At 75.2% G+C, this 19,091-nt stretch carries 12 protein-coding genes; 5 read left to right on the forward strand and 7 right to left on the reverse strand.

All coding sequences use genetic code 11. From position 1 onward, the window contains the following. Positions 1–21 precede the first annotated feature (21 nt). From ACOQFB_RS00905 to ACOQFB_RS00915, 3 genes are read right to left on the reverse strand one after another with little or no spacing between them, the layout of a single operon-like run. On the reverse strand, positions 22–1,068 hold the full coding sequence (locus tag ACOQFB_RS00905; protein WP_494492602.1) for a PD-(D/E)XK nuclease family protein: 1,047 nt from the start codon (positions 1,066–1,068) through the stop codon (positions 22–24). Further along, positions 972–3,374 (reverse strand): UvrD-helicase domain-containing protein, encoded by a 2,403-nt coding sequence (locus ACOQFB_RS00910; protein WP_494492411.1) that lies wholly within the window; start codon positions 3,372–3,374, stop codon positions 972–974. The genes ACOQFB_RS00905 and ACOQFB_RS00910 overlap by 97 nt, the downstream gene beginning before the upstream one ends. After that, positions 3,371–6,637, reverse strand: a complete 3,267-nt coding sequence (locus ACOQFB_RS00915; protein ID WP_421609224.1) for a PD-(D/E)XK nuclease family protein — start codon at positions 6,635–6,637, stop codon at positions 3,371–3,373. Before ACOQFB_RS00915 ends, ACOQFB_RS00910 begins: the two co-directional genes overlap by 4 nt. Before the next feature lie 248 nt (positions 6,638–6,885). Here ACOQFB_RS00915 and ACOQFB_RS00920 point away from each other — a divergent pair, with 248 nt between their 5' ends. Further along, positions 6,886–11,364 carry a DEAD/DEAH box helicase gene (locus ACOQFB_RS00920; RefSeq protein ID WP_421609225.1) on the forward strand — a complete coding sequence of 1,493 codons (4,479 nt, stop codon included), beginning with the start codon at positions 6,886–6,888 and terminating at the stop codon, positions 11,362–11,364. A 5-nt stretch (positions 11,365–11,369) separates the two neighbouring features. On the opposite strand, the gene ACOQFB_RS00925 is transcribed toward ACOQFB_RS00920, so the two are convergent. Beyond that, the gene (locus tag ACOQFB_RS00925) at positions 11,370–11,903 is read right to left on the reverse strand and encodes a hypothetical protein (protein WP_421609226.1); all 534 of its coding nucleotides are present in this window, start codon (positions 11,901–11,903) and stop codon (positions 11,370–11,372) included. A gap of 35 nt (positions 11,904–11,938) precedes the next feature. Further along, entirely contained in the window at positions 11,939–12,742 is an 804-nt protein-coding gene (locus tag ACOQFB_RS00930; protein WP_421609227.1) for a hypothetical protein, read from the reverse strand. Positions 12,743–13,252: 510 nt separating this feature from the next. Between ACOQFB_RS00930 and ACOQFB_RS00935 the strand changes: the two genes are divergently transcribed. Then, on the forward strand, positions 13,253–14,359 hold the full coding sequence (locus ACOQFB_RS00935) for a Fic/DOC family N-terminal domain-containing protein (RefSeq protein ID WP_494492412.1): 1,107 nt from the start codon (positions 13,253–13,255) through the stop codon (positions 14,357–14,359). Between the two features lie 227 nt (positions 14,360–14,586). Beyond that, positions 14,587–15,030: a YybH family protein gene (locus tag ACOQFB_RS00940; RefSeq protein WP_421609229.1), complete on the forward strand. Its 444-nt coding sequence runs from the start codon at positions 14,587–14,589 to the stop codon at positions 15,028–15,030. A gap of 69 nt (positions 15,031–15,099) precedes the next feature. Here ACOQFB_RS00940 and sigJ read toward each other — a convergent pair whose 3' ends face one another. After that, positions 15,100–16,044 (reverse strand): RNA polymerase sigma factor SigJ, encoded by a 945-nt coding sequence (gene sigJ, locus ACOQFB_RS00945; RefSeq protein WP_421609230.1) that lies wholly within the window; start codon positions 16,042–16,044, stop codon positions 15,100–15,102. Continuing rightward, a complete protein-coding gene (locus tag ACOQFB_RS00950; RefSeq protein WP_421609231.1) occupies positions 16,041–16,514 on the reverse strand; it encodes a DUF6223 family protein in 474 nt (157 codons plus the stop codon). Before ACOQFB_RS00950 ends, sigJ begins: the two co-directional genes overlap by 4 nt. A 164-nt stretch (positions 16,515–16,678) precedes the next feature. Between ACOQFB_RS00950 and ACOQFB_RS00955 the strand changes: the two genes are divergently transcribed. Further along, positions 16,679–17,185, forward strand: coding sequence for a nucleoside deaminase (locus tag ACOQFB_RS00955; RefSeq protein WP_421609232.1), 507 nt, complete (start codon positions 16,679–16,681; stop codon positions 17,183–17,185). A 264-nt stretch (positions 17,186–17,449) separates the two neighbouring features. After that, entirely contained in the window at positions 17,450–18,595 is a 1,146-nt protein-coding gene (locus tag ACOQFB_RS00960; RefSeq protein ID WP_421609233.1) for a peptidase associated/transthyretin-like domain-containing protein, read from the forward strand. Positions 18,596–19,091 lie beyond the last annotated feature (496 nt).

A 19,091-nucleotide genomic window follows, 5' to 3' on the forward strand; every position in this document is an offset into this window, starting at 1 on the left:
AGGGCGAGCGGCAGCCGCCGCCTACACCCAGCGGATGCCGCCGTCCGCGGTGAACAGGAGCCCGCACCGGACGGTCCGTCCGGCTGCGAGCCCGAGCTCGGCCAGGAGCTGCCCGTAGGTGCGCACCTGCGCCACGTAGTCCGGGTGCGTCGCGGTCACGTCGCCCTCCGGCGGCCGGTCGGTCTTGAAGTCGATGACGTCCAGCCGTCCGTCCGCCGCCGCGAGCAGGTCCACGTAGCCGACGAGGAGCTTGCCCTCCCGCGCGATGGCGACCGGGTACTCAAGCTGGAGCTCCGGTCCCGGCGCGCGCCGCAGGCCGGCGGCCTCGAGCGCCGAGAGCGCCCGCTCCACGTCGTCCGCGGCCGCCCGCAGGTCCACCGCCACGGCGAGCTCGCGCGCCGCGCGCGCCACCGCCTCCGCGACCGGCGCGCCGGGCGCGGCCAGGGCGATCCCGATCGCGTGGTGGACCACGTCGCCGAACTCGCGCCCGAACCGGCCCGGGCGGAACTTCCGCCGCGAGCCCGCCTCGTCGTCGGAGCCGCCCTCGCCGTCGGCGGGGGCGGGCGACGGCGCGCCGAGCACGTGCGCCTCGCTGCTCACCGCCGCGGGGGCGAAGCGCGGCCTGCCCGCCTCGCCCGCCGCCTCCGCCCACCGCCGCTCGACCGCGGCGGCGAGCGCCGTCGCCACCTCCGGCGCCCCGGGCGCCGGCGGCTCGATGCCCTCGGCGTACTCCGGCACCTCGTCCGGGCCGAACGCGGCGAGCGACTCGACCGCGCCCTCGGGCCCGCCCGCGGCGAGCAGCCCGTTGATCCGCTTCGGGCTCGCCGGCCTCGCCACCGGGACCACGAGGACGTCGCGCGCGCGGGTGGCGGCCACGTACACGAGGCGCTTGCGCTCCGCCTCGCGGTAGCGCTTCTCCAACGCCGCGATCCCGGCCCCGGCCGGCTCCTCCCACTCGAGCCCGTCGAGCTTCACCGCCCAGCGCGACGCGTCGGCGGCGATGCACCAGGCCGGCGCGCCGTTGTTCCGGTCGATCCACTCGGCGCAGCCGTCCCAGAGCACGACCACCGGGAACTCGAGCCCCTTCGCCTGGTGGATCGACAGCACCTGGACGGCCTCGGCGCCCACCGGCCGCGGCGGGTCGAAGGCGACCGGGTCGACGGCCCACGGCCGCAGCGCGCCGGTGGCGGCGTCGTAGTCGAGCCCCTCGGCCGCGGCGAGCCGCTCCAGCTCCAGGCACAGCTCGCGGAGGCGTGCCAGCCGCTGGGTGCCGTTCGGCCCGAGCGCCACGTGCCGGGCGAAGCCGGTGCCGTCGAGGAGGTCGCGCGCGGTCTGGCCGGGCGGGCGCGACAGCCGCCGCCGGCGCAGCTCGCGCACCCACGCCTCCGCCGCCCGGGCGCGTCGCACGCCGTCGTCGTCCGCGCCGGGGACCCGGGCGCGCGCGAGGTCGCCCACGTCCACCGCGAAGAAGGCGGCCGGAGCAGCGCGGCGAGCGCCACGCCGTCGTCGCGGTCGGCGACCGCCCGGAGCGCGAGCAGGAGCTGCCGGTGGAGCGGATCGCTCAGGAAGAGCACGCCGCCGCGCGCCGCGCTGGGCACGCCGAGCCGGTCGCACGCGTCGAGCAGGAGCCGCAGGTTGAAGGTGGAGGCGGCGAGCACCGCGACGTCGCCGTACCTGGCCGGCCGGGGCCTGCCGTCGAGCGGGTCGGTGATGGTGAGCGCCCCGCCGTCCACGACCGAGCGGAGCCAGGTGGCGATCGCGGAGGCCTCCACCGCGCGGAGCGCGGCCGCGGTGGTGTCGTCGGCGCCGTACGCGAGGAGCTTCACCGGCGCGGTGACGCGCGTGTCCCGGAACCGCTCCAGGTGCTGGTTCGCGACCGTGCCGGTCGCGGCGTCGAACGCCGGCGCGCCGCCCGCCGCGGCGCCGAGCACCTCGTCGAACCGGTCGTTGAACCACTCGATGAGCGCGGGCTCGCTCCGGAAGCTCGCGGTGAGCGCGACCGCCAGGTGCGGGCCGCGCTGCACCAGCTCGCGGACGCGCTCGTACATGGCGATGTCGGCGCGGCGGAAGCGGTAGATCGACTGCTTGGGATCGCCGACCACCGTCAGCTTGCCGGGGCGCAGCACCACGTCCGTCCAGCGCGCGGCCTTCGGCCTCGCCTCGCACAGGTAGAGGACGATCTCGGCCTGGAGCGGGTCCGTGTCCTGGAACTCGTCCACGAAGACGTGGTCGAAGAGCGCCTGGAACTGCGCGCGCACCTCGAGGTCGTCGCGGAGGATGTCGCGGAGCTTCAGGAGGAGGTCCACCTGATCGACCGTGTCGTGCCGCGCCTTCACCTTCTCGTAGGCCGCGATCACGACCGGGAACGCGCGGACCAGCCGCAGCGTCATCCAGCGGTGGAGCGGCGCGCAGAGGTCGTCGCGGAGCGGCGTGGCGCGGACGCGCTCGCCCTTCCACGCGAGCCAGGCCTCCCAGGCGTCCGGGTCCCCGCCGAACTCCTGCCCCTTGCGCGTCTTCTTCGGGATGGTCCGCAGGATCCCGTTCAGCTCCTTCAGCAGGGCGACCGGGTCCTCCTCGTCCTCGAGGTCCGCGAGGCGCGCGGCGGACCGGAGCAGCCAGCGCGTTCCGGCCGCGGGCCCGCCCAGGCCGGCGGCACGCTCGCGGAACTCCGCGGCGTGCGTCCGGAACGCCGCGAGCTCGAACGGCGCCACGGCCGGTTCGTCCGGCGGCACGTCGCGCCCGTTCACGAAGCCGGCAAAGAGGGCGTCGAGCCCGCGGAGCACGTTCCACTCCTGCTCCCTCGACTCGGCCCGGACGCCCGCGCGCAGCGCGTCGAGGATCGCCCCCTGCGCCTCCTCGCACCGGTCCTCCGGGACGCGGCCGGCCAGCTCCTGCGCGAGCGTCCCGGCCTGGGCGGCGCCGAGGAGGAGCTCGAACGTCTCGTGGAGGAGCAGGTCCGGCTCGTCCACCACCGCGTAGGTCGGGCTGAGCCGGGCCTCCACCGGGCGCAGCCGGAGCAGCCGATCGGCGAAGGCGTGGATCGTCCCCACGTACGCCGTGTCGATGGTGGCGAGCGCGTCGGCGAGCCGCTCGCGGCGCAGCGCGGAGAGCCCCGGCCGCGCCAGCTCGCCCAGGATCCGCTCGCGGATCCGGAGCCGCAGCTCGCCCGCCGCCTTCCGGGTGAACGTGACCGCCGCGATGCGCGAGAGCGGGCGGTGGGGCCCGCCGTCCTCCGGCGCGATCATCTGCACCAGGCGGCGCACGAGGAGCGTGGTCTTGCCGGTCCCGGCGCCCGCGTCCACGAGCACGTTGCGCTCGCGCTCGGCGACGGCCGCGTCGCGCTGCGCCTGGTCGGGTGGGGGCGGCCGAGTCATTCCTCGTCCTCCGGCGCGATCTTGAAGTCGCGGAACAGGCCGAGCGTCCCGGTCGCGTCCTCCAGCTGCTCGGCCGCGCGCGCCGGCGTCTCGGCGCCGCAGAGCGGCCGCATCGGGCAGAAGGTGCAATCCCCTGCCACCGGCGTGGGCGGGAAGACGCGCTCGTGCAGCATCCGCGCGGCGAGCGCGAGCCACCCGGCCCCGGCGCGCTCCAACTCGGCGTGATCCTCGCGGAAGGCGCGCTCCGGCTCGCCGCGGTGGTTCGGGTAGACGTAGGCCGCCTGGATCCTCGGCGGCAGCCCCCACTCCGCCGCCAGCTGCTTCACGACCAGCCCGTACACCGCGAGCTGGAGGTCGCGGCCCGCCGTCGGGCCCGCCTCGTCCCCGGTGCGCGGGTGCGCGCCGCCCGTCTTGAGATCGCGGACGAGCGTGTGGTCGCCCTCGACGTCGAGCCGGTCGATGTAGCCGCGCAGGTACAGCGTCCGGCCGCCGGCCTCGAGCGCCACCGGCGCGTCCACGCCGAAGGCGCGCTCCACGTCCACGAAGGTCCGCTCGCCCGGGAGGTCCCAGTCGTAGCGGAGGAGCGCGCGGACGTCGTCGAGCAGCCGCCCCAGCTCCTTGCGGCGGAGCCCGTCGCCGGCGAGCGGATAGGTGTGGAGGAACACGTCGAAGCGCTCGCCCGCGAGCTGCGCGGCGAGGTGCTCCCAGTGCCGGAGCGTCCGCTGGTGCGCCACGAACGCCCGGCCGTGCGCGCGGTAGAAGTCTTCCATCGCGCCGTGGAACAGGCCGCCGTAGGAGAGCGGGTCGAGCTCGCGCAGCGACGGCTCCCCGTCCGGCTCGGACCAGCGGAGCACGCGCTGGTAGAGGAACGCGCGCGGGCAGCGGAGCAGGTCCTGGAGCGCCGAGGCCGAGATGGGCCTCGCGGCGGTGACGCCCGGCAGAGGCGGGACCGCCGTGTCTGCCCCCAGGATCCCATCGGCGACGCCGAGCGGGTGCGGGCCGCGGAGGTGCTCGATGCGCGCCAGGTCGAAGCGATCGTCGCCGGTCCAGCCGGGCGGGATCTCGCGGGCGGTCGCCGCGCGGCCCAGCCAGGCGGCCTCGCCGACCGGCGCGCCGGCGCGGAACCCCGCCGCCGCCGCGCGCGCCGGGACGAACGCGTCGCGCCGGAGCGCCTGCAGGTCGGGGATCGGGCTGCGCTCGCCGCTCGCGGGAGGGCGCGCCAGCGCCGCGCCCACCTCGACGAACACCGAGGAGGGCTCGCGCTCGGTGCGCTCCAGGTTGACGCGCGGCGCGGAGAGCACGAAACGCCCCCGCGCCCCGGACACCACGCGGGCGAACGCCTGGAGGTGCTGCAGGACGCGGTCGCGGGAGGTCGGGACGGCGCGGGCGTCCGCCTCGGCGCGCATCGCGTCGGGCAGCACCGGGTCCTCGCGGACGGCGGGCGGGACGCTGCCCTCGCACAGCCCGAGGACCCGCACCGCGTCGAACTCGAGCCCCGCGGCGTCCGCGACCGAGCCCACGAACACGGCGGGCTCACCGAAGCGCCCGGCGGCGACGCGCCCGGAGCGGACGATGCCCTCCAGCACCGTGAGCGCGTCCTCCCCGCGCAGGAGCGCGCCCAGCTCGCCCCCGCCCGCCTCCTCGAACGCGTCGGCCAGGCGCGGCGTCAGCGGCGCGCCGTCCGCGGGGTCGAGGACCCACGCGCGCACGAACCCGGCCAGCGCCGGGCCCAGCTCGGAGAGCGGCGCGCCTCCCACGAGCCGCCGGGCGACCTCCACCAGCGCCGCGAGCGCGGGCCGCGCCGCGCGGAGCCGGGCGAGCTGGCCCTCCAGGTGCCAGGTCGCGCGGTCGTCGGTCGCCTCGTCCCGCTCCGCCTCCGCGAGCGCCGCGGCCAGCTCCTCCTCGCGCGCGGCCGCGCGCCCGGTCCACTCCAGCGCGCCGGCCGGGTGCGCCGCGGCCCCGCCGATCGTCCCGAGCGACCAGGCCAGCTCCGAGGCCTCGCCGTGCGTGAGGTGCTGGCGATCGCCCACCGGCGCGCGCAACGACGGGAGTACCGCCGCGATCGCGCCAGCGGAGAGCCAGGACGAGAGGGCGCGCACCACCGAGAGGACGCGCGCACCGCCAGCCGCCACCGTGACCGGCAGCCCGCCGGCCACGTGGACCGGGAGCGCGCCGCCGGCCCAGGGCAGCCGCGCGAGGCGCTCCGCCGCGAGCCCCGCCAGCGGATCGCGCACCGGGACCAGCACCGCGATGCGCTCGAGCGGCGTCTGCCGCTCCAGCACCTCGCGCGCGACCCAGTCGGCCGCAGCCTCCAGCTCCTCCTCCACGCCGGCGTGCTCCTCCAGCTCGACCGTGCCGTCGCGCCCCGCGCTCCGCGGCCGGTCCGGATCCGCGAGCACCTCCGGCGCCGCGAAGAGGTACGCCTGGAGCAGCTCCAGCTCGGTCGTCGCTTCCGCTCGCGGGGTGCGCGCTCCGTCCACTCGTGGCGAGCCCGCTGCCGTCGTTCGTGGCGAGCCCCCGGCCGTCGCTCGTGGTGAGCCCGTCGAACCACGAGCGGAGAGCGCCCGCCGCGCCTCCGCGCCGTACAGCGCCTCCACCTGCTCCAGGTGCCGCGCGCCGACCGGCTGCGCCCCCACCACCGCGAGCCGCACCCCCGGGATCGCCCGCACGAACGCGGCGTGCACCGCGCGCTCGTGCCCGGTGACGACGGCCAGCGCCGGGCCTTCACCGATCTTCGCGCCCGCCGCGAGGCGCGCCGCCGCCTCGCGCAGGATGCGCGCGGTGGTCAAGCTCCCGCCCGCCGCCGCGTCGAGGCGTCGCCAGAGCGCGGCGAGGTCGCGCCACTGCGGCGAGGTCGCGGGGAGCTGGGCAGGGGTCAGCCCCGCGCCCTCGAGCGTGGCGATCGCCTGCGCGAAGGCGCCGCTCCAGCCGCCGCCGCGCCGGATGAGCGCCAGGTCGAAGTACTCGAGCGCCGGCGCCTCCTCGAAGACCGCCAGGAGCCGCGCCGGGCGGAGCGCGTCCTCGCCCGGCGTGAACGGGATCCCGGCCGAGCGCAGCACGTCGATGGCGAGCGTGACCGCTCCCGCGAAGCGCGTGCCGGCGAGCACCCCCTGCCGGCCCGATGCCGCCAGCTCCCGCCGGAGCGCGTGCGCGTGGCGCTCCGAGGGGACGAGGACCGTGCGCGACGGCAGCGGGCCCGCCGCCGGGAGCGCGGCGACCGCGTCCGCCCACTCGCCCAGCGTGTCGATGACGGTGACGTTCACGCGTGCCTCTGAGACCGATCGTACGTCCGGGGACCGACACGCCGGCGCCGCCCGGGCCTGCGTGAACGGACACCCTAGCAGCCGGGCGGACAGAAGCCTTTGATCCCGGACGTCGCGTGAACACGGCACGCGCGCTTCGTCGCCCGCGCAGCCGTGTGCGACACGCCGCCGGCCGCCGGGCGCCCGCTCGCTCGGGGGCCCGTCCACCGCCCGGCGGCGGCTCCGGCCCCGCCCGCTTAGATCCGGGCGTGCTCGACACGTTCCACCCCGTCGTCCGCGCCTGGTTCGCCGCCCACTTCGGCGACCCCACCGACCCGCAGGCGCTCGCCTGGCCCGAGATCGCCGCCGGCCGCGACGTGATCGTCTCCGCGCCCACCGGCTCCGGCAAGACGCTCGCCGCGTTCCTCTCCGCCATCGACGGGCTCCTCCAGGACGGGCTCGCGGGCCGCCTCGAGGACGCGACCCGCGTCGTCTACGTCTCGCCGCTCCGCGCGCTCGGGAACGACATCGCCCGGAACCTCCAGGCGCCCCTCGCCGAGATCCGCGCCGCCGCGCTCGCGGCCGGCCTCGCGCCGCCCGAGCTGCGCGTCGCCGTCCGCACCGGCGACACCACCGCGTCCGCGCGCCGCAGCCTGCTCTTGCGCCCGCCGCACCTCCTCGTCACCACCCCCGAGTCGCTGTACCTCCTCCTCACCGGCGAGCGCGGCCGCGAGACGCTCGCCGGCGTCGAGACCGTGATCGTGGACGAGATCCACGCGCTCGCCGGCGACAAGCGCGGCGCGCACCTCGCGCTCTCGCTCGAGCGGCTCGAGGCGCTGGCCCGGCGGCGGCCGCAGCGCCTCGGCCTCTCCGCCACCGTGGAGCCCGTCGCCGAGGTGGCGCGGTTCCTGGTCGGTGCAGCGCGCGTCTCCCGCACCGGCCAGCCGCGCTGCGCCGTCGTCGAGGTGGGCCGGCGGCGCGCCTTCGACCTCGCCATCGAGGTGCCGCGCGACGAGCTGTCGTCGGTCGCGTCGAAGGAGCTGTGGGCCGAGACCTACGACCGCGTGGCCGAGATCGTCCGCGCGCACCGCTCCACGCTCGTGTTCGTCGGGACCCGCCGGCTCGCCGAGCGGGCCGCGCACGCGCTCGCCGAGCGGCTCGGGGAGGGCGAGGTGGCCGCGCACCATGGCAGCCTCTCGCGCACGCGCCGCCTCGCCACCGAGGAGCGGCTGAAGACCGGCGCGCTCCGGGCAGTGGTCGCGACCGCGTCGCTCGAGCTCGGCATCGACGTGGGGGACGTGGACGTGGTGGTGCAGCTCGGCTCGCCCGGCGCGCTCGCCACCGGCCTCCAGCGCATCGGCCGCGCCGCGCACGTGAAGGGCGGGACGCCCAAGGGGCGGCTGTTCCCCATGAGCCGCGACGAGCTGGTCGAGTGCGCCGCGCTCGTGCGCGGCCTGCGCCGCGCACGCCTCGAGCCCGTCGCCGTCCGCGACGCGCCGCTCGACGTGCTCGCGCAGCAGGTCGTCGCCGAGGCCGCCTGTGGCGCCATCCACGAGGACCGGCTGTTCGAGCTGTGCCGCCGCGCCTGGCCCTACCGCGCGCTCGCGCGCGAGGACTTCGACGACGTGGTGCGGATGCTCTCCGAGGGCATCGCGACCTCCCGCGGCCGCGCCTCCGCGCTCCTCCACCGCGACGGCGTGAACCATCGGGTGAGCGGGCGGCGCGGCGCGCGGATCGCCGCGCTCACCGGCGGCGGGACCATCCCCGATACCGCGCAGTACGCGGTGGTCGCCGAGCCCGAGGGCGCCGTGGTCGGGCAGCTCGACGAGGATTTCGCCGTCGAGAGCATCGCCGGCGACATCTTCCTGCTCGGGACCACCTCCTGGCGCATCCGCCGCGTCGAGGCCGGGGTCGTGCGCGTCGAGGACGCCCACGGCGCGCCGCCCGGCGTGCCGTTCTGGAACGGCGAGGCGCCCGGGCGCAGCGGGGCGCTGTCGGCCGAGGTCTCCACGCTGCGCGAGGAGCTCGAGCCCCGGCTCGCCGATCCCGCGGCCGCGGCCGCCTGGCTCGAGGCCGAGGCCGCGCTCCCCGCCGCCGGCGCACGGCAGGTGGTGGAGTACCTCGCCGCCGGCCGCGCCGCGCTCGGCGCGCTCCCTACGCAGCACACGCTCGTCGCCGAGCGCTTCTTCGACGAGGCCGGCGGGATGCAGCTCGTCATGCACGCGCCCTTCGGCGCCCGCACCAACCGCGCGCTCGGGCTCGCGCTCCGCAAGCGCTTCTGCCGGACGTTCGACTTCGAGCTGCAGGCCGCCGCCACCGACGAGGGCGTGCTCCTCTCGCTCGGCCCCCAGCACGCGTTCCCGCTCGAGTCGATCTTCGCGTACGTGACGCCCGGGACCGTGGACGAGGTGCTCACCCAGGCCGTGCTCCAGGCGCCCATGTTCGGCGTGCGCTGGCGCTGGAACGCCACCCGCGCGCTCGCCATCCCGCGCCTGTTCAAGGGCAAGCGCATGCCCCCGCCCATCGCGAGGATGCGCGCCGACGACCTGCTGTCCGCGGTGTTCCCCGCGCAGACCGCCTGCCAGGACAACGCGCCCGGCGGGCCCATCGAGGTGCCCGATCACCCGCTCGTCCGCGAGACGCTCCGCGACTGCCTCGGCGAGGCCATGGACGCAGCCGCGCTGCGCGCGGTGCTGGAGCGGATCGCCGGCGGGGAGATCCGGCTCGTCGCCGTGGACACCCCCGAGCCGTCACCGCTCGCGCACGAGCTGTTGAACGCGCGGCCGTGGGCCTACCTCGACGACGCGCCGCTCGAGGAGCGCCGGGCCCGGGCCGTGGCCGTGCGCCGCGCGCTCCCGCCCGCCGAGGCCAGCGCCATCGGCGCGCTCGACGCCGCGGCCATCGAGGAGGTCGCCTCGCAGGTCTGGCCCGCACCCCGCGATGCCGACGAGGTGCACGACGCGCTGCTCGATCTCGTGATGCTGCCGGTGGCCGAGGCCGAGCAGGCAGGGTGGGGGGCGTGGCTGGATGAGCTCGCTGGCGCACGACGCGCCGGGGTATTGACCAGCGGTGAGCGGAGGTGGTGGGTCGCCGCCGAGCGGGTGGGAACCGCGACCGCAGCCGCCGCCCGCATCCAGGCAGGCCTTGCTCTCTCCGAGCCTCCGCAGATCGAAGCCCTGCCCGATCCGCTCACCCTGCGCTCGTCTGACTCGCTCACCCTGAGCGGCACCACTCCATCCGGCCGGAGTGATCTCGATCCGCTCACCCTGACCTCTCCTGACCCGCTCACCCTGAGCGTAGGCCGCGAAGCGGCCGGAGTCGAAGGGGGAGCGGCCGCCTTCGAACCCCCGCTCGTCCTGAGCCCCGTCGAAGGACGAGCGGCGCCGCTGCCCCCGCTCCCCACCGAGCGCATCCCCGACGATCCCATCCTCGCCCTCGTCCGCGGCTGGATCACCCACCTCGGCCCCGTCACCGTGGAGAGCCTAGCCCACCGCATCGGCCTCCCGCCCGCCGAGGCCGCCGCCGCGCTCGCCGGCCTCGAGGCGGAGGGCCAGGTGCTCCGCGGCACGTTCCTGCCCGAGGTCCCCGCGACCCCCGACGCGCCCCACTGGTGCGAGCGCGGCGTCCTCGCACGGATCCACCGGCTCACGCTCGGCCGGCTGCGCCGCGAGATCGAGCCCGTCGGCGCGGCCGTGTTCCTTCGGTTCCTCGCGCGCTGGCAGCACGCCGCGCCAGGCACCCGGCTCCACGGCACCCGCGGCCTGCTGGAGGTGATCGGCCAGCTCCAGGGCTTCCACGCCGCCGCCGGCGCGTGGGAGCGCGACCTGCTGCCCGCGCGCGTGGAAGGCTACGAGCCCCGCCTGCTCGACGCGCTGTGCATGTCCGGCGAGGTCGCCTGGGGCCGGCTCCACGTCGCGCCGCCGCAGGACGGGCTGCCCCCGCGCCGCCGCGGCGCGCCCACCCGCTCCGCGCCCGTGACGCTCGCCGTGCGCGAGGACCTGCCCTGGCTGCTCGACGGCATCGCCTCCGGCACGGAGCCGCCGCCCCTCGGGACGATCGCGACCGAAGTGGTCGAGGCGCTCGCCCGTCGCGGCGCGTCGTTCGTCGGCGAACTCGCCCAGGCCGTCCGCACCGACGCCGCCGAGACCGAGGAGGCGCTCTGGGAGCTCGTGTCCGGCGGGCGCGTCACCTGCGACGGCTTCGCCGGCCTCCGGACCCTCATCGCGCCGCCGCCCGGCCAGCGGCCCCGCCCCGCCGCCGCCGGCGGCCGCTGGGCGCTCCTGCGCGCCGGCCCGCCCACGCCCGGCCCCGACCCCGAGTCGCTTCCCGAGCCCACGCTCGAGCAGCTCGCCCGCCAGTACCTCCGCCGCTACGGCGTCGTGTTCCGCGAGCTCCTCGCCCGCGAGGCGCGCCCCCCGCCCTGGCGCGACCTCGTCCGCGTGTACCGCACGCTCGAGGCCCGCGGGGAGATCCGCGGCGGGCGGTTCGTGGCGGGCTTCACCGGCGAGCAGTTCGCGGCGGCGGACGCGGTCGAGGCGCTTCGCGCCACGCGCCGGGAGGCGGCCGAGGACGGCCCGCTGGAGGTCTCCGCCGCCGACCCGCTCAACCTCGCCGGCATCCTCACGCCCGGCCCGCGCGTCCCCGCCGCGCCCGGGGGGCGGGTGGTGGTAGCAGCCCCGGATCCGGCGGGACAGGTTGCGCCGGTGCCTCCCGAGCGCCCGGTGCAGCGCACGAGCGCCGTGCGTTAGGACGATCAGTCCGGACGCGCGAGCACGCGCTCCAGCTGCTTCCTCAGCCGATACTTTCCGCACACGCCGACGACCTCGTCGATCGTCGTCGGATTCGCCCGCAGCAGCTCCAGGACGTCGAGCTCGTCCTTCCTGGAGCCGGCGACGAGCTTCAGGGCGACGAGGTGGGGGAGGTCGACGACGGGCAGTCCCAGCTCGGGGAGCTGCTGCGCAGACGCGATGGCCTCGCGCGCGAGCCGTTCGTGGCGCCCGCCAGGACCTCGCAGGTTCACGATCTCGATGGGATCGAAGTCGGTACCCGCGACCGTGACGATCCCGCCCAGGGGATCGTCGAGCGACGGCGCGCTGGTGTGGACCTCGTATCCCAGCTTCCGGATCGCCGCGGCCGCCCGCTGAAGAGACGTGAACGCGAGCACCGCGGCGCCGAGGTCCAGGTCGCGCGTCGCGCGTGGATACCCGTGGATGGCGACGGCGACCGATCCGACGATGGCGGTCTGGATGCCGTCTGCCGCGAGCAGCCGGAAGACCTCGCGTGCCACGTCGAGGGACTTGCCCGCGCGGGCGCTGAATCCACTCACGAGCGCGCTCCGCGCAGGGCGCTCAGGCGCTCGCCGAGATCCAGCGCCAGGAGCGCGCGCTCGGCGGAGCCCATCGCCTGCAGCCGTCGACGCTCCGCGGCGGTGGCTCTCATCGCGGCGACGCTCAGGCCACAGCGGGGCAACGCGGCCTCGAGCGCGGTCCTGACGGAGGGGTCGATCCGGAGCGCGGTCGTCCTGCTTCGACGGTCCTTCAGGTCCGTCACCTGCGCCTTCAGCTCCGCTCGCCCAGAGACCTCGGCCGCCAGCTCCACCAGCGTCACGAGCTCCTGCTTCACCTTGAGCCGGCGCGCCTCTTCCCTGAGGACGGCCCAGTCGATGGCGCCTCGGTTCCTGAGCAGGACGACCGCGAGGGTCGTCAGGATGGTCGGCTCCAGCCTCGTGGCGCCGAGGCCCCTGGCGAGCGTGAGCTCGAGCGTGAGATGACGCCGCCGCTTCCCGCCTCGCAGCGGGGCCGCGAAGTGAGCGAGGGAGTCCTTCAGCTCCCGGTCCTCGTGTCGACGTGGCGACCGGATCGCTGCGATGGAGAGCAGCTGCACGAGGGGCGCGACCGCCGGATGATCGCGGGCGGCACGGACCACGTCCGCACCCCCGATCGTCTCGACGCTCACCAGCCCGGCTCCCGCGAGGTTCCTCACCTCGACCGCGACCGCGTGCTGCGACAGGCCGGTCCGCCGTGCGAGGCCGCTCAGCGAATCGGAGACGTCGTCACGGAGCAGTGCCTTCAGCAGCGCGGAACGAGTCCGGGACTGAAAGAGCGCCTTCGTGAGGTCCGCGGCCACGGTCGACTCCGATCAGGGAAGAGCCCCAAGCCGAAGGTAGTCAGGATATGGCGAGATATCAACATGACCGGGCCAGCTCCATGGAGATGGGCCCGGAGCCCGTGGATCTCGCGCGCGACCGCGCGCGCGGCGACGTGGGCGAGCGGGACGCGGTCCAGCGCCATCCGGATCTGGGCCGAGAGCTTCAGGGTGTCCTGGATGCGCGAGGCCGTCCGGCGGAGCTCCTCGACCTGCTCCGGCGGGATGCCGCCCGTGAGGGCTGCGATGGCATCCCAGCCGGCGGGTTCCGGCTCCGGCACGGGCGCCGGCTCGCCGCTCCTGAAACAAGGCGGAGCTCGAGGGACCCATGTTAAGGGTAAGCCGAGAATCCTGAAATAAGGCGCCTCGACCCGGTCCGACGTTCAAGGAACGCTCAACATGGCCTCAGCCCGAGCAGGAAGATTCATCCGGCAGCCCGGCGGGTTCAGCGCCTTCATCCCCGCGCCGCTGCCCCCCGATCCCCCCGTCCAGATGAGGAGCCCGCTCCCCGAGCTTCTCGCGGGAGCGTCTCTGGCGCTCGGGCGGCTCGACGGCGTGACGAGCATCCTGCCGAGCCCTGATCTCTTCGTCGGGATGTACGTCAAGAAGGAGGCCGTCCTCAGCTCCCAGATCGAGGGGACGCAGGCCTCGCTGACCGATGTCCTCCAGTTCGACATCGGGGAGGGCGGGGAGGAGCGTCGGCTCGACGTCGAGGAGGTCGTGAACTACGTCGCCGCGATGAACTTCGGGCTGGCGCGCGTTCGCGAGCTGCCGCTGTCGCTGCGCCTCATTCGCGAGATCCACGCGAAGCTCATGAAGGGGGTTCGTGGACAGCATCGCGATCCCGGCGAGTTTCGGCGCACCCAGAACTGGATCGGCTCCGGCGCTTCCACGATCCGGGACGCGGCATTCGTTCCTCCCCCGCCGGGGGAGCTCATGCACGTCCTCGGCGACCTCGAGAAGTTCCTGCACGACCAGGCGCTCCCGCCGCTCGTGCACGCCGGGCTCGCCCACGCGCAGTTCGAGACGATCCACCCGTTCCTCGACGGAAACGGCCGCGTCGGACGTCTGCTCGTGACGTTCCTGCTCTGTGATCGGAAGGTGCTCTCGCTGCCGCTGCTCTACCTGAGCTGGTACTTCAAGCAGCACCGCGCCGAGTACTACGACCGCCTGCAGGCCGTGCGGCTCGACGGAGACTGGGAGGCGTGGCTCGGGTTCTTCCTCCGCGGCGTCCAGGAGGTCGCGACCGAGGCGGTGCTGCGCGCGCGGAAGATCATCGAGCTCCGGGAGCGCGCGAGAGGCCTCGCGTCCCACCGCGGCGGCCGGAAGAGCGGGAACCTCCTCCGCGCGATCGACTCCTTGTTCAAGCAGCCGCTCGTCACGGCAAGCTCGCTCGCGAAGGAGATCGGGGTCTCGTTCGTGACCGCGAACGGGATCGCCCTTGCGCTGGCCGACCTCGGGCTCCTCACGGAGGAGACGGGCTACAAGAGGAACCGGCGCTTCCGGTTCGCGCCGTTCCTCGCGCTCTTCGAGGAGGCCCAGGAGCCGGACGAGGACGCGCCACCGCGCTCGTCACGCACGCGCCCCCAGTCGCGGTGATCGTCCGGGACGGCGAGCGCTCCGGCTCGCGTATCAGGGCCTGAGGCACCTCCGAGCGGCCCGCCCGCCGAGCGCCGGTCCGACGCCAGGACCGAAGGCGGGAAGCCGCGCGGAGGTCAATCTCCGCTTGAACCCCACGCTGGCGACCCGCGCCGGCATTGCGCCGCCTCACGCCCCTGATCACGGGGAGGTCGGCGCCAGGGTCGGCGCCGTCACGGAGGCGATCCATGGAATCGACGCATGCGGTCGGGACGCCGGAGTCGAGGGTGGAGCCGTCGCTCGAGGCCTCACTCCGCAAGTTCAACGATGCGTTCAACCGGTTCGACGCGAAGGAGGTCGCGTCGTGCTGGGTCGAGGGCGGGACGCTGATCTCGCCGATGGGCGAGATGGGGCGGGGGCGGTCCGGGGTCGAGACGACGTACCGCCACGACTGCGAGTCCCTGCTCCAGGGCACGACCTCGAGGTTCTCGATCCAGTCGGTGCGGCACCTGGGAGGTGACCTCGCGTTCCTGGACCTCGATCACGAGATCCAGAACGCCAGGCTCCCGAGCGGAGGGAAGGGAACGTTGAAGGTGCACGTCGCGATCCTCGCGCAGCGGAGCGGGAGCGGCTGGCAGTGGGTGGACGCGCGCCCGTACCTGTTCGCTTCGCCGCCGCCCTCGGTGCACTGAGCCGGGCTCCGGTCGCTCGAGGCGCCGCCGATGCAGGAACGGCGGCGCCCCGGGCGACGGCGCCATCGCTCATCGTGTGCGTGGCGCCGGCGCAGCCGCCAGGTGCCGCAGCTTGTCCGGATTCCGGACGACGTACAGCGCCCGGATGACGCCGTCCTCGATCTCGAACGCCGTCGTCTGCACCGGTCCCTCGGATCCGTCCACCACGACTCCGGGCAGGCCGTTGACGGACGCGAAGCGCACCGTGAAGTGATCGCGCCACCACTGCCCCGGGCGCTTGCGCGTGACCTCGACCAGGAAGCGCGCCGCGCGATCGGCGCCCTCGACCACGTCGACCGCCGCGGGCACCTTGCCGCCGCCGTCCGTCACCACGCGCACGTCCGCCGCGAGCAGGTGCATCAGCGCCTCCACGTCGCCCGCCTGTGTCGCGGCCGCGAACGCGGCCATGAGTTGCGCGTGCTTCGCGTCCACCGTGCCCGGAGGCGCCGCCGGTCCGGTCGAGCCGCGCGGCCGCGCCTCGCGCACACGCGCCCGGGCACGGGATGCGAGCTGCCGGCACGCCGCTTCGCTTCGCTCCAGCGTCCTGGCGATCTCGGCGAAGGAGAGGTCGAACACGTCGTGCAGCAGGAAGGCGCTGCGCTCGAGCGGCGACAGGCGGTCGAGCGTCAGCAGCAGCGCGACCGACAGATCCTCGGCGAGCTCCGTGTGCGCGTCCGGCGTGAGCGCCGCCGTGTCGAGGACCGGCTCCGGCAGCCAGGGACCCACGTACGCCTCGCGCCGTGCGCGCGCGGAGGTCAGCAGGTCGAGGCAGATGCGCGTCGTCGTGGTGATGAGGAACGCGCGCGCGTCCGCCACCTCCTCGCGGTCGGCCGCGTGCCAGCGCAGGTAGGTCTCCTGCACCGCGTCGGTGGCGTCGGCCATCGAGCCGAGCATGCGATAGGCGAGGCCGAGCAGGCGGCCGCGGTGCGGCTCGAAGCGCTCCGCCGGATTCGCGGTCGTGCTCATCGAGCTCATGTCATCTCGCGCCCGGGCAGGCGGCGCCGCGTACGGGCCAGCGCCAACCCACCGAGGGCCATGCCGATGAGTCCCAACACGACCGCCACGACCCCTCCAGCCAGTCCCTGGCCCGTGCCGAGGCCACCCTTCGCGCCGGTCACCACCTGCCCGCCGATCACGAGCCCGATGATTCCCATCACCAGGGCCAGGATGGCCCCGCGCCGTCCGCCACCCGCGCCCGCACGAGCGGCTGCGCGGGCCAGGGCCCGCCAGCCCGCGATCGCGCCGATCAGCGCCAGCAGGATGCCGATCTGCGCCGTGAGCCGCTGCGGCGTGACCGTGTACGCCGCGACCCTGGGCTGCGGGTCCGAGGCCCACGCGGTAGGCGGTGCCGCGAGCACGGCGGCCCCGACCACCGCCGCGGCGGTCGTGCAAGCGAGCCGCGACCACAGCCGTGAAGCCCTGCTGTTGCGTTCCGATCCGAACATTGTCTCCTCCTGTCCGCGCCCGGACGGCACAGGGCTTCGGGATGTGACATGGCGCCGAAACCTGGAAGGGGCGGGCAGCGGCGCGGCGGCCAGGCGCCAGGGCGCGCGGTTCGTGGTGAGATCCAAGGCGGCGACCGCCGTCATCCCGCCGGGAGGCTCGCACCATGACCCCCGCCCCACTCTCGAAGCCGATCGACCCGCAGCGCGCCGAGCAGCTCATGCGACGCGCCATCGAGCTCGGCCGTCAGGGGATGCAGGCCGGCGACGGCGGGCCCTTCGGCGCCGTGATCGTCCGGGACGGTGAGATCGTCGGCGAGGGCTGGAACCGCGTCGTCGCCACGAACGATCCCACCGCCCACGGCGAGGTCGTCGCCATCCGGGATGCCTGCCGGCGGGCGGGGACCTTCGACCTGAGCGGCTGCGAGCTCTACACGAGCGGCGAGCCGTGTCCCATGTGCCTCGCGGCCATCTACTGGGCGCGCATCGACCGTGTGTTCTACGGGTTCGGCATCGAGGACGCCGCGCGGATCGGCTTCGACGACCGGGTCATCTACCAGGAGCTCGTGAAGCCACCCGGCGCGCGCGCCATCGCCGAGGCGCAGCTCCTCGAGGGCGAGGCGCGGGCGGTGCTGGAGGCGTATGCGGCCGACCCGGCGCGCGTGAGGTACTGACGCCCCCCACCACGACCCCCAGTGAGAAGTTCTCGGCGCATCTCCATCCCGTCGCCACGGGACACGAAGCGGCACGGCCGCGCGCGATGGCACGCTTCCCCCGCGCTCCCTATGTCGTGCGCGCGCCGAACGAAGGTGGGAGTTCGGCCGGGGAGGAAGCGGATGCGGAGCGTGCTCGTCGTCGCAGCTCTCGGAGCGGGTCTGGTCGCGTGTGGCGGTGGGTCGAGCGGGGGCGGATCGCCCGCCGACGCGTGCCCCGCGGGCGTGCACACGACGGTCAGCGGCGTCGTCCACGCGCCGAACGGGACGCTCCCGGTCTCCGGTGCCTGGGTGTACGTGCCCGCCGGCGCGCCGCCCGCGATTCCGGACGGCACCCAGTGCCGGCGCTGCGGCAGCTCCCCGTCGGGAGCGGTCGTCTGGACGCGCACCGATGCCGAGGGTCGGTTCCAGCTCTCGGACGTGGCTCCCGGGTCGAACGTCGCCGTGGTGGCCGAGATCGGCGGGTGGCGCCGGCAGGCGACGGTCTCGGTGACGGCGTGCGCCGATACGGCGGTCCCCGCAGACGCCATCCGGCTCCCGCGCACCAGCGCCGAAGGACGGCTTCCCCGCATCGCCGTCTCGACGGGCGCCAGCGACGCGCTCGAATGCGTCCTGCGCAAGCTCGGTGTGGCCGACTCCGAGTTCGGGACCGCTGGAGGGGCCGCGCGCGTCCACCTCTACGCGGGCAGCGGAGGGGCGAGCGCCTTCGACGCCGCGCACGGCGGCGGCGCGTTCGCGCCCTCCACGGACCTCTGGGCGAGCCGCGGCGCCCTGGATCCGTACGAGCTCGTGATGCTCTCGTGCGAGGGCGCGCAGAACCCGGACACGAAGCCTGCGGCCGCGCTCCAGGCGATGTTCGATCACGTGAACGCGGGGGGGAAGCTGCTCGCGTCGCACTGGCACAACTACTGGCTCGCCGCCGGGCCCGCGCCGTGGCCGGCGAGCGCGACGTTCGCCTCCGCGCTCCCCGACCTCGGCACGATCGACGCGACGGTGGACACGACGACCGCGCGGGGCGGTGCCATCGCAGACTGGCTCGTGGCTGTGGGCGCGTCGAGCACGCGCGGCACCGTGACGCTCAGCTCCGCGAAGCACACCGCGACCGCCGTCGCGGCCGGCGTCGTGCCCTGGCTCGCGTATGCCGGCTCGAACCCGGCGTCGGTGCAGTGGTTCTCGTTCGACGCGCCGCTCGGCGCGGCGGCCGCCCAGCGCTGCGGGCGCGTGACGTTCACCGACCTCCACGCGAACGGAGGCGACCAGTCGGCGCCGGCCCTGGCGTTCCCGTCCGGCGGCTGCACGAGCACGCCGCTCTCCCCCAACGAGAAGGTCCTCCTGCTGGAGATCCTCGAGGCTGGGCGGTGCGTCGAGTGAAGGCAATTCGGTCCCGCCGGCGAACCGCCCGGCGGTGGCCTCGGTAAGATGCCGCATGGTCACCCTCGGAATCGATCTCGCCGCAGAGCCCAAGTCGACGGCCGGCTGCACGATCGAGTGGTCGGCGAACCGACCGCACGTCCGCTGGGTGTCGGCCGGGACCTCGAACGGGGACATCCTTCGGCGCGCGAGCGGCGCGAGGATCGTCGGGATCGACGCGCCGTTCAGATGGCCCCACGTACTTCGTGGAGGCAATCGCTGCGCACCACGCGGGAAGGCCGTGGCCCGTTGACGAGTGGAACACAATCAACCGGCGCAAACTTCGCCTGCGAGCTACCGACGAACGGGTCTACAAGGTGACCTGCATCACGCCCCTGAGCGTCTCGTGTGACGCGCTCGCGATTCCCGCGACGCGCTGCGCTCTGCTCCTCGACCGTCTCGGCGTCCTGGATCGCTCGGGCGACGGGCGCGTCCAGGAGGTCTACCCGTCGCGGAG

Source organism: Anaeromyxobacter sp. Red801 (genome assembly GCF_049201065.2).
Classification (GTDB): domain Bacteria; phylum Myxococcota; class Myxococcia; order Myxococcales; family Anaeromyxobacteraceae; genus Anaeromyxobacter.